Source organism: Qipengyuania sp. BR81-2, assembly GCF_055693895.1.
This window is the reverse complement of record NZ_CM146344.1, coordinates 704,803-719,285: the sequence shown is the minus strand read 5'-3', so window position 1 is coordinate 719,285 and position 14,483 is coordinate 704,803. Positions and strand designations below refer to the sequence as shown.

11 protein-coding genes and 1 pseudogene are annotated in these 14,483 nt (G+C 63.1%); 3 read left to right on the top strand and 9 right to left on the bottom strand.

The window, feature by feature from the left end; all coding sequences use genetic code 11:
• The first annotated feature begins 26 nt into the window (after positions 1-26).
• Complete coding sequence (nusG, locus tag ACZ1G8_RS03545) at positions 27-563, top strand: transcription termination/antitermination protein NusG (RefSeq protein WP_472680423.1); 537 nt, start codon at positions 27-29, stop codon at positions 561-563.
• 63 nt (positions 564-626) lie between these two features.
• Here nusG and ACZ1G8_RS03540 read toward each other — a convergent pair whose 3' ends face one another.
• From ACZ1G8_RS03540 to ACZ1G8_RS03530, 3 genes are all read right to left on the bottom strand, one after another.
• Positions 627-1,787 (bottom strand): sensor histidine kinase, encoded by a 1,161-nt coding sequence (locus ACZ1G8_RS03540; protein ID WP_472680422.1) that lies wholly within the window; start codon positions 1,785-1,787, stop codon positions 627-629.
• Positions 1,788-1,897: 110 nt separating this feature from the next.
• Positions 1,898-2,686, bottom strand: coding sequence for a CPBP family intramembrane glutamic endopeptidase (locus tag ACZ1G8_RS03535; RefSeq protein WP_472680421.1), 789 nt, complete (start codon positions 2,684-2,686; stop codon positions 1,898-1,900).
• Positions 2,687-2,765: 79 nt separating this feature from the next.
• Complete coding sequence (locus ACZ1G8_RS03530) at positions 2,766-3,479, bottom strand: PspA/IM30 family protein (protein ID WP_472680420.1); 714 nt, start codon at positions 3,477-3,479, stop codon at positions 2,766-2,768.
• Positions 3,480-3,927: 448 nt separating this feature from the next.
• On the opposite strand from ACZ1G8_RS03530, the gene rplK reads away from it, so the two are divergent.
• The gene (gene rplK, locus ACZ1G8_RS03525) at positions 3,928-4,359 is read left to right on the top strand and encodes a 50S ribosomal protein L11 (RefSeq protein WP_221427738.1); all 432 of its coding nucleotides are present in this window, start codon (positions 3,928-3,930) and stop codon (positions 4,357-4,359) included.
• A gap of 4 nt (positions 4,360-4,363) precedes the next feature.
• Complete coding sequence (rplA, locus tag ACZ1G8_RS03520) at positions 4,364-5,056, top strand: 50S ribosomal protein L1 (protein WP_472680419.1); 693 nt, start codon at positions 4,364-4,366, stop codon at positions 5,054-5,056.
• Positions 5,057-5,154: 98 nt separating this feature from the next.
• On the opposite strand, the gene ACZ1G8_RS03515 is transcribed toward rplA, so the two are convergent.
• The 6 genes and pseudogenes from ACZ1G8_RS03515 to ACZ1G8_RS03490 all read right to left on the bottom strand — a co-directional run bounded on the left by ACZ1G8_RS03515 (position 5,155) and on the right by ACZ1G8_RS03490 (position 14,369).
• Positions 5,155-8,079, bottom strand: coding sequence for a DUF2339 domain-containing protein (locus tag ACZ1G8_RS03515; protein WP_472680418.1), 2,925 nt, complete (start codon positions 8,077-8,079; stop codon positions 5,155-5,157).
• 52 nt (positions 8,080-8,131) lie between these two features.
• A pseudogene (locus tag ACZ1G8_RS03510) lies at positions 8,132-8,878 on the bottom strand (competence/damage-inducible protein A); the annotation flags it as partial.
• Between the two features lie 33 nt (positions 8,879-8,911).
• Positions 8,912-10,429: a flavin-containing monooxygenase gene (locus tag ACZ1G8_RS03505; RefSeq protein WP_472680417.1), complete on the bottom strand. Its 1,518-nt coding sequence runs from the start codon at positions 10,427-10,429 to the stop codon at positions 8,912-8,914.
• A 56-nt stretch (positions 10,430-10,485) separates the two neighbouring features.
• Entirely contained in the window at positions 10,486-11,907 is a 1,422-nt protein-coding gene (locus ACZ1G8_RS03500) for a hypothetical protein (protein WP_472680416.1), read from the bottom strand.
• Positions 11,908-11,949: 42 nt separating this feature from the next.
• Positions 11,950-13,323, bottom strand: a complete 1,374-nt coding sequence (locus ACZ1G8_RS03495) for a polysaccharide biosynthesis protein (protein WP_472680415.1) — start codon at positions 13,321-13,323, stop codon at positions 11,950-11,952.
• Entirely contained in the window at positions 13,320-14,369 is a 1,050-nt protein-coding gene (locus ACZ1G8_RS03490; protein WP_472680414.1) for a hypothetical protein, read from the bottom strand. The genes ACZ1G8_RS03495 and ACZ1G8_RS03490 overlap by 4 nt, the downstream gene beginning before the upstream one ends.
• Between the last annotated feature and the right edge of the window lie 114 nt (positions 14,370-14,483).

Sequence of the window (14,483 nt, the reverse complement as noted above, 5' to 3'; positions counted from 1 at the left end):
TCCGTCTACGAGGGTAACGAATACATATGGCACGCTGGTACATCATCCACGCCTACTCCGGCTTCGAGAACAAGGTCCGCGATTCGATCATCGCCGAGGCCGAGCGTCTGGGCCTGTCAGAAGGCGTCGAAGAGGTTCAGGTCCCCACCGAGACGGTGACCGAGGTCAAGCGCGGAAAGAAGGTCCAGGTAGAGCGCAAGTTCATGCCGGGCTACGTCCTCGCCAAGCTCAACATGACCGACGACGTCTACCACCTCGTGAAGAACACGCCCAAGGTGACCGGCTTCCTCGGCAACAACAACAAGCCGCAGGCGATCTCCGAGAAGGAAGCTGCGCGCTACTTCGGCGGTGTGGAAGAAGCCAAGTCGGCTCCCAAGAAGCAGATCAGCGTCGATTACGAGATCGGCGACCAGGTCAAGGTGCTCGACGGCCCCTTCGCCAGCTTTAACGGCCTCGTGGAAGAGCTCGATTTCGACAAGCAGAAGGTCAAGGTCTCGGTCTCGATCTTCGGCCGCGCGACGCCGGTCGAGCTGGAGTTCGAACAGGTCGAACTGGTCAAGTAAGACCTGCGAAAAACCAAAATTCGAAAGAGGCGTCCTTCATAGCGAAGGGCGCCTCTTTTCTTATCACGCGAGTCCGAAATTCTCGTCGACGAGGCGTGTCGCCATCTTCCCCGCCTCGCGATCCTCGGGATTTGCCAAGACCGACGATGCTGGTGCCTCGAGGCGATAGGTCAGCTTTCCATCGCCCAGCGTGCGCGTGGCCGTGCCGCCGAGCATTTGCGGGACGATGCGGGTCAGCAGCTTGGTGCCGAACCCGCCTGCTTCGCTTTCCCAGCCATCCTGTTCGTCTGCAGTGAGTTTCTCCTCCCACAGCAAGACGAAGCGCTGGTCGGCATCATGGCCCGACACTTCCCACGAAAGCGCGATGGCGCCGTCCATAGGCTGCGTAAGCCCATATTTCTGGGCATTGGTCGCGAGTTCGTGCACCGCAAGGCTGATCTGCTGCGCAGCGTCGGGGGCGATTTCGAGCGATCCGGACTTGATCTCGACCGCGTCGGGCTGCGCAAGAAGCAGCGGTTCGAGCTGCTCGCGCACGACGGCGACGAGGTCGCCCGAATACTGATCGGTGCCGCGCATGACCGTGGAAGTCGCGAGGGCGAGCGAACGGATCCGCCCCGCCAGCGTGTCGATGAACTCGTCGGTATTGGAATGTCCCCGCGCCGTCTGCTTGGTGAGCGAGGAGACCACCGAGAGCAGGTTGGCGCTGCGATGGACCGCCTCGCGAGCCTGGACCGACAGCTTGGCGTTCGCCTCGCGCAATTCGGCCGTCCGGTTTGCCACAGTGGCCTCGAGCGTGGCGAGGGTCTTCTCGTGCGCCGTGATCTCGTCGCGCAGCTTCTCGTTGGTGTCCCTGAGCTGAGCAGGTGAGGGGAAGGCGATGAGCGTCGGGATAAGCCGGAAGAGCGTGATCGCGGTGATGGCGGAGACTACGCCCGTCGCCAGCTTGACCAGCCCGACGTAGGGATAGATCGGATACCACAGCGTCACGATCGAGAGTAGGTGGGTAAGACCGCACAGGAGGATGAAGGACGCGAACAGCACAACGAGCCCGGAATGGGGGACGTCCTTGCGCTGGCGAAGGACCGTAAGCAGCGCGATGGGGATCGCCGAATAGCTCAGGAAGATAAGCAGGTCCGAGCCTGCCCAGAGCAGGAGCAGCCAAGGCTGCCACAGCAGGCACATCCCGTGCGGCATGTATTGCCAGACGTCGGTAAAACTATCCATTATCCCCTCCCACCTGCGCCGTTCGCCGCGCAGCTGGACGAACAACGGGTAGAGCCGGAAAAGGTTTCGGAAATTCGGCGGTTTAGGGAACTGGCCCTAGGTGCCGCTGATCAGGTCGGCACGATGCCGAGCTTGCCGGCATAGGACAGGCTCATCATGATCACATCGACCGCGACGTGCGCGATGATACACGCCCACAGGTTGCCACCACAGCGATAGCGCAGCCATCCAAAACCGATGCCGACGACACCGGTGATGATCACGCCGCCAAGGCCCTGGTAGAGGTGGGGCAGGCCGAAGAACGCTGCCTGGATGAAGATGATCAGCCACATGCTGCCGCGCAGCCCGCCAAGCCGCGAGAGGCGGTCCATCAGGAAGCCGCGCCAGAGCAGTTCCTCGCCGAAGCCTGCGGCAAATATCGCTACCAGCAGGATCCAGAGAATGAAGTGGAACGGGCTTTCGGTAACCCATCCCAGCACCTCGGCGACATCGGGCGATTCTATCCCGAGTGCGGAAAGCATCATGCTGCCGACAGTGAACCAGATGATGATCGCGATCGTCGCCGCGACCGCGACGAGAAGCGTACGCTTCCAGCTTTCAGGCGCCCTCAGGTTCCAGGCCTGGGCCAGGGTACCGTCCTTGCGGAGCCAGAGCCAGGCCACCAGCAGCGCGGCGGCCATCCCCGTTGCGGTCGACACTGCCGCGCCGGTCGAGCTGATCGTGAAGACGCCCTGATCGTTGGTGATGCCCCAGATGAGGACCGGCGGGAATTGCGCGGCGAAATAGACGAAGGCGATTGTCAGGAACTGGAAGGTGAAGCGTCCCCAGCCGAGAGGCTCCCCGTCGCTAATCCCCACGGCTTTTCCGCCCGTCTCTTGCGTCAATGCATTGTCGGTCACGCTGCGTTCCTCGTCCCTTGCGCAAAGAAAAGGGCGGCGCCCCCACGAAGCACCGCCCTAACATGGCTTTTTCAGGCGATCACGCAGCCTTGGTGCGTTTTCCGCCCTTCTTTGCCGGAGCTTTCTTGGCAGGCGCCTGCTTCGCGCTGCCACTGTCGCGCAGCGCGGCGAGTTCTTCCTCGACCTTCCGCTCGCGGCGCATTTCCTCGATCTCGCGCTCGACACCCGCATTGCCGCGGCAGATTGCGCTGTCCTCGGTCGCGAACTCGGTGCGCTTTTCGAGATCCTCGATGTGGTCCATGCGTCGCTCGGTACGGCTGGCATAGCCCGAGCTTCCGCCAGACTTGCCGCTCGCATTGCCATCGGCCGCCATCTGGTCCGACAGGCGCTGCTTCACGTCCTCGCGCTTGTCTTCGAGCTCGGAAACAGCGGCGTCCATTTCCGCCATGTCGGCGGACAGCTTCTCGATATCCTGCTTGAGGCGTTCGATGCCGGCGCGGCAGTCCTCGCGGGCGAGCAGAGCCTGGCGGGCGAGGTCTTCGCGCTTGTTGTCCATCGCGATCTTCGCCTTGTCGCCCCAATCTGCTTCGCGCAGCTCTGCCTGGGTCAGTTCGGCCTCGAGACGGTCCTTCTGGCGGCGGGCCTTCGACATCTCGCCGGTGAGGCCGATCAGCGCCTCTTCGATTTCGCGCTGGAGGCGGCCGAGCATCTTCGCCGGGTTCGATGCCCCGTCGAGCGCGCTCGTCACATTGCTGGAAATGAGTTCTTTCACCTGGATGGCGATACGAAACATGTTTGCGTCCCCCTGTTGCAGTCGAATACTTGCCTAACGACAATGTATTAAGGCTTTGAGACCGGAAAGATAGGGCCGTTTTAACCATCAACTGCGGTAAAGACTGATTTTCCTACTCGCGATGACTTTCGTATTGGGTGGGGAAAACTTTCTCGGCAAGAACCCATGACCCTGCCCAAAACAGGATCGTCGCGTCGGCCTGTGCGGATTTTGCTTCGGGACCGTGTTCCATGTGTTCCATCCTGAAGGGACTGTGCGAGGGGCTTCCCAACCTGCGTCCAACAGGGCACCGCAACGCTTGCATTTGCGCGCAGAATCGCTATGTGCGCGCCTTCCCAAGCGACAGTTCGGGATTCCACGCGGGAGGCCAGCCGCAAGCAGGCCGCTCGACCGCTCAACATGAGGCTGCATCGAAAGAGACAGCCGACAGTGTGAAAGGAGGCCAGTAATGGCCAAGAAGATCGAAGGCTATATCAAGCTGCAGGTGCCCGCGGGCACTGCAAACCCGTCACCCCCGATCGGCCCGGCTCTGGGTCAGCGCGGCGTGAACATCATGGAATTCTGCAAGGCGTTCAACGCTGCCACGCAGGACCTCGAAAAGAACGCTCCGATCCCGACCACCATCACGGTGTATGCGGACCGTTCGTTCAGCTTCACCACCAAGACGCCGCCGGCTTCGTTCTACCTGAAGAAGGCCGCCAAGCTGAAGTCGGGCTCGAGCGAGCCGGGCAAGGTTTCGGCCGGCACCATCAAGAAGAGCGCCGTCAAGGAAATCGCAGAGGCCAAGATGAAGGACCTCAACGCGAACGATATCGACCAGGCAATGAAGATCATCGAAGGCTCCGCGCGTTCGATGGGCCTCGAAGTGGTGGAGGGCTAAGAACATGGCCAAGCAGACCAAGAAGCAGCAGGTTACCGCCAAGCTCGACAACGAGAAGCTCTACACCGTGGACGAAGCCATCGCCACGCTGCGCGAGCACAAGGCGAAGTTCGACGAGACCGTCGAAGTCGCGATGAACCTCGGCGTCGATCCGCGCCACGCAGACCAGATGGTCCGCGGCATGGTTTCGCTTCCGGGCGGCACCGGCAAGGACGTCAAGGTTGCTGTCTTCGCTCGTGGCGACAACGCTGACAAGGCCACTGCAGCAGGTGCCGACAAGGTCGGTGCCGAAGATCTCATGGAAGACATGCAGAACGGCAACCTCGACTACGACCGCGTGATCGCGACCCCCGACATGATGGGTGTCGTCGGCCGTCTCGGTAAGGTTCTCGGCCCCAAGGGCCTGATGCCGAACCCGAAGCTCGGCACCGTCACGCCGAACGTGGAACAGGCCGTGAAGGACGCCAAGGGCGGCCAGGTCGAATTCCGCGTCGAAAAGCAGGGCATCATCCACTCCGGCATCGGCAAGCTGTCGTTCAAGGATGAAGACCTCAAGGCGAACTTCGAAGCGCTGACTGGCGCGATCGTCAAGGCGAAGCCCTCGGGCGCCAAGGGCAAGTACGTCCGCAAGGTCACCCTGACCTCGTCGATGGGCCCGGGCCTCAAGGTCGACCTCGGCGAGGTGGAGGGAGCATAAAGCTCTTTCCTACTGCGTCAGCAGGAGACTATCGCCGCGCTCATGCAGCGAAGCGGTAGCGCAACAGAAATGGGCCGGGGGAAACCTCCGGCCCTTTCTCATTTTGGTGACGGCTCGGCCTTCAATTGCCGCGAATAAAACCAGCCGATCCCGATCAGGCTCGCACCCAGGGCCACGAAGCTGGCGATACGGATCAGGCCTTCGAGACCGGCGGTATCGAAGATGAAGACCTTGATCACGGTCGCGGTCATCAGCACGAGCGAGCCGACCCGCCAGGTGCGCTCGCCGAGCCGGCTGCCGATCAGCAGGAAGGCGATCGCCATCACGATGCCGACCAGCGAGCGCAGCAAATCCTCGGACTGGCTCATGGGCAGCTCGGGCAGGATCGATCCGGCGAAGGCTTGCCTCAGCAGCGTGATCGCTGTCAGCGTGGCGAGCGCCATGGTGAACCCGTCGATGGCAATCCGGTAATCCGGCAGCCAGCGCCTCAGCGAAAGCAGCGCTGCGATACCGACGGCTCCGGACAGCAGGGCAAGGTTGGCGAGCGGGGCAGGTCCGACAGCCTGCATGTCGAACAGTGGGTTGTGCAGGAGCAGGCCGAACCAGAAGAGGTGAAGCACTGCGAGCCCCGCCAGCGCCGCTGCGGCGATGCGGTTGCCTTCACGCCCGGCGGTGCCCTTGGCGAAGGCCCATGCTGCGGCCAGCAGCAGCGCCTGCCAGAGAGTGCGCTCGGCTAGGCCGAGGTCGCGGAAGTCGGTCATGCTGTCGATCGCGAACAGTTGCTTGAAGACCACGTGCAGCACGACCAGCCCGATCGGCAATGCGACCGGCCAGAACACCAGCCTGCGCTCGCCGGGCACCGATAGCTCCATCATCGTCGCCCCCAGCGCCAGAGGCAGGAGGAAACCGAATGTCTCGCGCAGGCTCGGCAGGTCGGACAGCATCATCGGGCTGCCCGCCAAGGCCTCTCCGCCGCCATGTAGCCACACGCTCAGCGGCGTGAGGGCCCACAGAGCGATGCAGACGGTCAGCGCGAGCATCGCCATCTGCCGCTCCGGCAGGCGCAGGCGAAGTGCGACGACGCCCAGTGCGGCGACCCAGACGAGTGCGATCGGTGGCAGGAGCTGGGCTAGCGTCGCGAAGCCGAGCAGGCCAGCGACGAATTCGGCACCGCGGCGTGTGTTGTTGCGAGGTTCGACGAGCGCCAGAGCTGCGAATGGCGCGAAACCCGCCAGCCAGCGCAGGGCGGAGAAGAAATCCGGTGTGTCCTCTCCGGTGAAGAGGCGTTCGACCTCTGCAAATCCGCCATCGCTCGGCACCAGGGTCAGCGTGACAAGAACGGAGGCAATCACGGCTAGCGCGCTGAAGGTCCGGCCCTTGCCCATGCGATCTCGCACCACCGCAATCAGTGCGAGGGTGATCGCCGAGGCTGCCAAGGGTGTCGCCCAGTCTGGCAGGAGGCATAGGGCTGCAAAGAAGGTCAGCGCGGCGCCAGATGCGAGCGCGGCCACGGTCTCAAGGGGACGGTCCTCGTTCCAAAGCAGGCGCGCGGTGTAGAGCGGGAAGGCGGCGAGTACGAGGCAGGCGAGTGCCTCTGCAACGCGGACCGCATCGGTATCGAGGCTTCCGAACTGCGCGAGGGTCACGATGCCGACAGCGAGCGGTATCTCGGCAGCCATGGCAGGATCGACGAGGCTCGAGCGGTCCTTCCCGAGATGGTAGAGTGGAACGCCTGCGAAGAGCACGGTCAACGCGGCTGCGACTAGCCCGAACTCTAAGGCGCCGAAATCGGGCCAGAGCGCGAGCAGGACCACGGCTATGATGCCCGCCATGACGTTGGCGACGCGCATTTCGGGCCGGTTCCATGCGAAATACGCGAGGGCCGCGCCGAGCAGGATGTAGAGGCCCCAGGACAGCGGTTGGAAACCGGCGGACTGGACGAGAATGGCGAGCTGGATACTCGCTACGCCTGCCGAGATGAGGCGGGCCGGATTCTCGTAAAGCTTGGAGACCAGCATGGTCGGCAGGATCGCGCCGAGGACGAGCGCATAGAGGCCGATGGCGGCCACGTCCGCCATGCCGAGGTCGCCCTCCATCAGCAGCAGGAAGCCCCAGCCAAGGCCGCCGACCAGCGCTGCAAGGCCCAGCCAGGGCCGACCCTGCCTATTGCCCGTCTGCGTCAGGCCGCCGGTTACCAGCGCAAGGTAGAGCGCGAGCACGGGCAGGTTCGCATCCTCGCCGCCGACCAGCAGCGGTGCCATGAAGCCGCCGATCAGCCCCAGAATCGCGCTGGGCAATCCGAAGCGGAAGGAAACGAAGATCGCCAGCGCGGTGACCGACGCGAGGCCGAGGAAGGCGAAGGTCTGGCCGATGAGGCCATACTGCGTGCCCGCAAGGTAGAAGCCGGCGTAAAGCGTCGCGAGGCCAGCACCGGACAGCGCTTGGCGGACACGATCGTCGCCGACCCGGTCCTCGAAACGGTACGCCGCTTCGGCACCTCCGAGCAGGCCGACTCCGAAAAGGAAGGCCAGGATGACCCTGACCGATGGCGTTAGCAGCCCCGCCTCGATCGAGTAGCGAACGAGAAAGACGCCCGCGACCGCGAGCGTGATCCCGCCCGCCCAGATCGGCAGCCGGCGGCCGAATATCTCTTCGAAATCGACCGTTCGCGCCGGTCGATCTTCCGCGGTCTCGACCTCTTCGGAAACCGCAGCAGTCTCGGTAGTTTTTGCGATGTCCTCGGGACCCGCGCTGACAGCTTCGCTTTCCGGCGCGTCGAGCGCACTCACTAGGCGGACGCTTGGTTCTTCCGTCTCGACAGGTTCGGCGCTCTCGGCCTGCTCTTCGCTCTGTCCGGTCTCTACTTCCGTATCGGATCGCCTCGGCGACGACAGCGCGAGGAAGCGCGCGGTCATGTCCATATGGCTGCTCTCGAGATCCTCGAGCCGCTGCTCGGCCAGCCTCAGGCGCTGGTAGAGCGCGGCGCAGGCGAACATGAGCCCGAGAGTGAGCAACCACAGCATGGTGCGGGAAGGCTAGCCGCGCCGCCGCCCAACGCAAGCGGAGGTCAAATTCCCCGTGGGTAAATTCGAAGCCTTCCTTCGTGAGGCCGTCGCAAAGATCCTTCATGCAGGCATCGAGATCAACCCGGTCGGTCGAGCGTACGACGAAATTCGACCCCACCTTGCCTTCGCGGAAGAAGGGATAGCTGCCGATCTGGCAGTTCTCGTGTGCCTGTTCGACTTCGCGCAGCATGGTCGAGACCTCGCTTTCGGGAATGAAGCCGCCGACAGTTTCCGAAATTAATGGTGCACCGCCTTCCAGCGAGCCGGTGAGCGCGTCGAGCATTCCGGCTGTAATGTGCGGGACACCCGCCATCAGGTGGATATTGCCGATGCGGATGCCGGGCGCACCCGACATGCGATTGGGAATGAGCTCTGCGCCATCGGGCACGCGCGCCATGCGCAGTCGGCCCTCGTTCAGTCCGCCCTTGTCGGCATAGTAGCGTTCGAGCGTGGCGCGTGCCTGCGGGTGGATGATGACATCGACGCCCAGCGCTTCGGCCACGGCATCGACGGTAATGTCGTCATGCGTCGGGCCAATCCCGCCGGTGGTGAAGAGGTAGTCGTTCGCTTCGCGTAGCGCATTGACCGCCTCGACGATCCGCTCGATCACGTCGGGCACCACGCGCACCTCGGCAAGGCGGATGCCTTGCACCTGCAGCCAGCTGGCGACTTGCGCGATATTCTTGTCGTGAGTGCGGCCGGAGAGGATCTCGTCGCCGATCACGACGAGCCCTGCGGTAAAGATGCGATCGGTCATGGGAGGCTTGGTACTGCGGCTGGCAGCGGAAAGCTACTCTGCTGCTTCGAGTTCCTCGTCGGCTCCGCGCGCATTGGCTCCCTTGCGACGCAGGGCAAGGATGCCATCGTCCACCGGATCGGTCTTCATGCGCTTGCGATCGAGCACGTATTCCTGGTTGAGCCGCCAGGGATACTCGATCGCGTTCTTCGGCATGATGTGCTTGGCCCGCTGGATGTAGCCCGACGAGAAATCGAAGATATCGTCTTCCTCGAGCCCGTGGTTCTCGGGAAGCACGGGGACGGCAATGTCGGTCCCGGACTCGCGCATCTCGTTGAGAACGCGGCAGACATAGTCGGAATTGATATCCGCGCGCAGGGTCCAGCTGGCATTGAGATAACCGAACACCACCGCAAGGTTGGGCAGGTTCGAGAACATGCAGCCCTTGTAGTAGAAGCGCTGCGCCAGATCGACCGGTTGGCCTTCCTGCGTAAGCTGGATCTTGCCGGCCACCGCCAGCTTGAGGCCGGTCGCGGTAACGACGATATCGGCGGGCAGGAAGGTGTCGTCCGCAAGCCGCACGCCGCCCTTCTCGAATGCCTTGATATGGCCGGTGACGACATCGGCCTTGCCGCTTTTCAGCGCTTCGAACAGGTCGTCGTCGGGCACAAGACAGAGCCGCTGATCCCACGGATCGTAAGGCGGGGTGAAGGGCGTTAGATCGTAGTCCTTGCCCATGATCTTGGTGATCTTCTTGTGCAGGAACTGCTTCACCTTTTCCGGCTTGGTGCGCGCACGCTTGAAGCCGATGTCCTGCAGGCGAATGTTCTTGAAGCGCGTGATCCGGTAGGCGAGCTTCTCGGGCAGGATCTTGCGCAGGAAATTGGCAAAGCCATCCTTTGCCGGGCGCGAGAACATCCATGTCGGCGTGCGCTGGAGCATGGTGACCTTGCCGGCCTTGTCGGCCATCGACGGAACGATAGTCACTGCGGTCGCACCGGAGCCAATCACGACCACGTTCTTGCCGGCGTAGTCGAGATCCTTGGGCCAGAATTGCGGGTGGATGACCTGACCGTCGAACTCGCCGAACTCGAAGCCTGGGTCATAGGGCTCGTCGTAGTCGTAATAGCCAGAGCCGAGATAGAGCCAGTTTGCGGTAAGCATCTTGCGCTCGCCGTCGTCGGTTTCGAGCGTCACGTGCCAGCGTGCGTCGGCCTCCCGCCAGTCCGCCGATAACACCTTGTGGCCGAAACGGATGTGACGGCGGATGTCGCGTTCGTCGACGATCTGGTCGAGATATTCGAGAATCGCCGGACCGTCGGCGATGGATTTTTCGTGCTTCCACGGTTCGAAATCGAAACCAAGGGTATGCATGTCGCTGTCAGAGCGGATGCCGGGATAGCGGAACAAGTCCCAGGTCCCGCCGAGGTTTTCGCGGCGCTCGACGATGGCGAATGTGTGCTGCGGCGCCTTCTCTCTCATATGCGCTGCCATGCCAATGCCGGATATGCCGGCACCCACGATCAGCACGTCGAAATCGGTGGCGCGGTTGCTTGTCGGTCTCTCTCCCATGCGCACAGACTAACCCAAGGCCGCACGAGAGGGAAGTGTAAGTTGTCTAGTGCAACTTAATTGACCCGGCGGGCAGGCCCGTCGAGCGAGCGTGCGGCCAGCGCTTTCCTGCGTTCGGCAGGGGTCTGTTCCAGGAAATTCCTGGCAGTATCGGCCTGCGGAACGATCGCCGCGCGCGAATAAGGGCCGAATGCGAATCGCGCGAGCAGGAGCGCGACCACGAGGGGGCCGAAATAGAAGGGAAGCGTCCTGAGGAGGGTGAGCAGCGTTCCATCTCGAAAGCCCAGCACCGTCATGGCAATCGCGAGAGAATAGGCCAGCCGGGCGAGCGCGCTGGCGTGCGATACGAGCAGGTAGCGGTAGAGCCAGCCGAAGATAAGCGCGAAGATCGCCGATTGTATGATGATGCCGGGGTAGCCGAGGCTCATCCAGCCGATGCCGGGCATAGAGGCGGTCATGCCCACCGGGCGGCCATAGTCCCACAAGGAGAACATCTTGACCGGCGATCCCACCGGTTTGTCTTCCCACAATACACGGGGAACCGGCTCGGTGAAGACCTGCAGGACGTGGGCGAAATAGTCGTAGGTCCCGGTCCGCTGGGGCACCGCGTAGACGATGTATTCGAAGTACTCGAGGCTGGCGAAATCCATGTGTTCGAGCGGATCGAGCGACTGCTCGTCGATATAGTCCGGCCCCATGTCCTCGACGACGAGCGATCGCACCGCACCGCCACGGTCCACCACGATCTGGTTGAATGCCACAGCCGCCACAAGGGCGAGGACGACAGCACGCCAGTCGAACCACTTGCGTTCTCTTTCAAGTAGCCAGCAGATGGCAACGGCTGCAATGGCGAAGATGATCGCGTGGCGGGTGCCCGTGCCTGCCTGGAGAAAGGCGAAACCGGCAAAATAGGCCCAGCCCCACCAGCGATAGCGCGAGAGCCAGACCATCATGACGGCCATGGGCGCCATCATGAGTGCGGAATCGGTGAACCACCCGTTGCCCTGGATATTGACCATGTTCCCTGTCGCGGCATCGCGCACCATGGTCTCGAAATGGTTGGAGCGGCTGATCCAGCTGCCGAGCTGCGAGTAGAGCGCGAGCGGCGTGAAGAGCCCGACGGATACGACGATCGGCCAGAAAAGCTTTGTGCGCATGCGGTCGGCCTGTTGGCGCGGTACGGGCTCTGTCGGACGCGCACCGATCCAGAGTGTCATCGCCACGAATACCAGCATGGCGAGGTTCGCCCCGAGGATCACCGTGATCTTGTCGTCCATCGAAGGTTGGAAATCATACAGGCGGTAGACGAAGTCGAACTCGTAAAACCGCGCCACGAAGGGCCGAAACACGAAGACGAAGCCGTGAAACAGGAGATAGAAGCTCGCCGGATGCGCGAGCGATGCAGCCGGATGGCGCAGGTATGCGATCACCGTTGCGGCGAATACGACCAGGGAAACGATGAGCAGGAAATCGTACACGGTGCCGGCTGCCTTAGCGGCTCGGCCGAATGAGGGACAGCATCATTGCTTTCCGCGCAGCGTCGTCAGGAGTTGCCGGATGTCCAGCAATCTCTCTTTCGCGAAGGTCTGGGCGAGGAACTCGGGCAGCTGCCATTCGAGCCGTTCGAGCGCCTGCCGCGTGGCTGGGACGAGCTGGCTGGCCTCTGCCACGACCAATGGCAGCACGAGCAGCGGCAAGGGCGCACCTGCAAAGGAAAGGAGCACCGCCACGAACAGGGCGAGGGCGGAGCCCGCGAGATAGATCGCCATCACGCGGGCGTGCGAATTGCCTGCCGCGAGCACCGCAACCGGCGCGGCGGACAAGGACCTGAGGCTCGCAGCGAACAGCAGGATCACTGCCGTGACCGGATCGAAATAGGTCTGGCCCAGGGTGTAGAGACCCTGCAGCCATGCACCTGTGGCAAGGAGGACGAGCGAGAAGCCGAGGCACACGGCGAGAGTCACGAGGGTCATCGTAGCCAGCATCCGTCGCTGGATTTCCCGCTTCTCGCCTTCGAGATAGCCGCTCTCGTAGAACTGCATCGCGTAAGTGAGGTTGGTGAAGAGATCGAGCAGGCGCGTCAGCGTGCGTGTCGCCACGAAGCTGGCCAGCATGACGGCTCCGAAAGCTGCGCCGACCAGCAAGAGATAACCCTGCAAATTGAGGCCGAAGACCAGCGGCACCAGCATGAAAGCGAGCGAGGGACGCCACAGGCTGGCCATGCTCTGGCCTTGGCCCTCGCGCTCGCCTGCGAAGATTTCCGGGGCGGCCTTGCGCGCGGAGAGAAAGATGACCGCGGCCGCAACACAGCGCGTCAGAGCCAATGCCATCGCCAGGACCGCGAGGCTTTCCGAGAATGTCACGGAGGCGGCGATCACCACGATCTCTACAAGGCTGGCGGCATTGTAGAGGAAGATATGGTCCGGATACCGGCCGGCGACGCGGAACGGGATGTCGAAGACCGCCATCTGGCTCGTCGCGAAGATGTAGAGGGCAAGCCATGCGGCCGCCTGGGCCGCGTCCATTATGTCCACTGCGCCGCCCCGATCGAGCAGTGAGGGCGCAAGGAACATCGCGCTTCCGGCAAAGAGCAGCGCAAGCAAAGCGGTCGACCCTGCCGAGATTGTCCATGACGCGCGGAAATCGCTCCGTGCGCGTTCCATCGCGCCTTCCCGGGCCGCGGCAAGCGCTGCCGTGCCGCCGGCTCCTGCAAAGGCATTGCCGACCAGTGCGATATAGGCGGGGACAGAGAAGATGATCAGCCAGGTGCCGATGCGTTCGGCATCCCATGCCGCAAAGAATATCGGCAGCGTTGCAAACTGCACCGCGATGCGTGTCGCGATGGATGCGAGGTTCGCCGCGACGCCGCGCATTATCCTGCGGCGGTCGCTCACGCCTCGTAGCCCCGTCGCAGGACCTTGCGCCCGACCGATTTAGCCAGCTCGACGCCGGATTGAGCCACACCCAATGCGCGCAGGCGGTTGTTCTCGCGGACAGGATGTGCGGCCCACTGGCGATAGCGTGCTGCGACCGGCCCCTCGAGCAATGCCGTCCATTGCTCGACGAGGCGCTCCGGCGTGAATTCGAGCGCCTTCTGGCTGCCAGCCTCGACGATCGCGCTGTAGAGATCGCTCTCGTTCGCAAGCCGATCGACCTGTGCGAGCACCTCGTCCTTCGTGGTTGCGAGTAGGTGGTCGATGCCTGCCGTGCCGGCCTGCGCGAATGCACTGTCGGAGCCACCGATGAAGGGAACACGGCCGATCCACGCGTTGATCATCTTGTTGGCGGGTTTGCGCGACTGGCGGGCGTGGCCGAAACTGCGGATGCCGATGGCGATGTCGATATCAGAGAAATCGTGCCAGCGGTCTGGCTCGCGGGCTACGAATTCGAGGCCGCGCTCGGCGAAGAGCCGGGTCCATTCGTCCGCGCCGGCTGCGAGATTGCCCGACACATTGCCGAGAAAAGCAACCTTCTCGACCCTGTCACGCGACGGGTCGCGGGGAATGATCCCCGCCTGCGGCCAGAGATACTGGAAGGCGGCGTCGTCGCACAGCTGGTCGGCATTCTGCTGGATATGGAACTGCGCCCAGAGCACGCGGGGGTAATCTGCCTGGATCGACACTTGGAACATGCCCAGCCTCGGCCCGCCGCGGGTAAGCGTCTTGGCTTTGGCGAGGTTGACCCGGCCCTTGGCAGGTTCGGTCGCGATCTCAATCCCGCCGAAACCGGCATCGCGCAGACGGCACCACGTCTGGACGGTCCAGCACAGGTCGCCGTTCTCTGAAAAGGAGGCGAGGATGTCTGGCCGGTCCGTCAGGAGCGCATCGAAATCGTCGGAGGCGATCGCCTCGGCAGCGCCGAAACGGTCGTTGTGCACAAAGCGGACGGGCGCGGGCGAGACGAGCGGGCGCGGTCCGGTCGAGACGACGCAATCGCTCATCGCGTGGCCATGCCGTCTTGCGGCCCATGACGCAGCATTAGCTCAATCCCCCGGCATCCACCCGGGCTACTTTCCACGAGTTCGGCCATGCTGCAAGCATCGCAGGCACTCGCT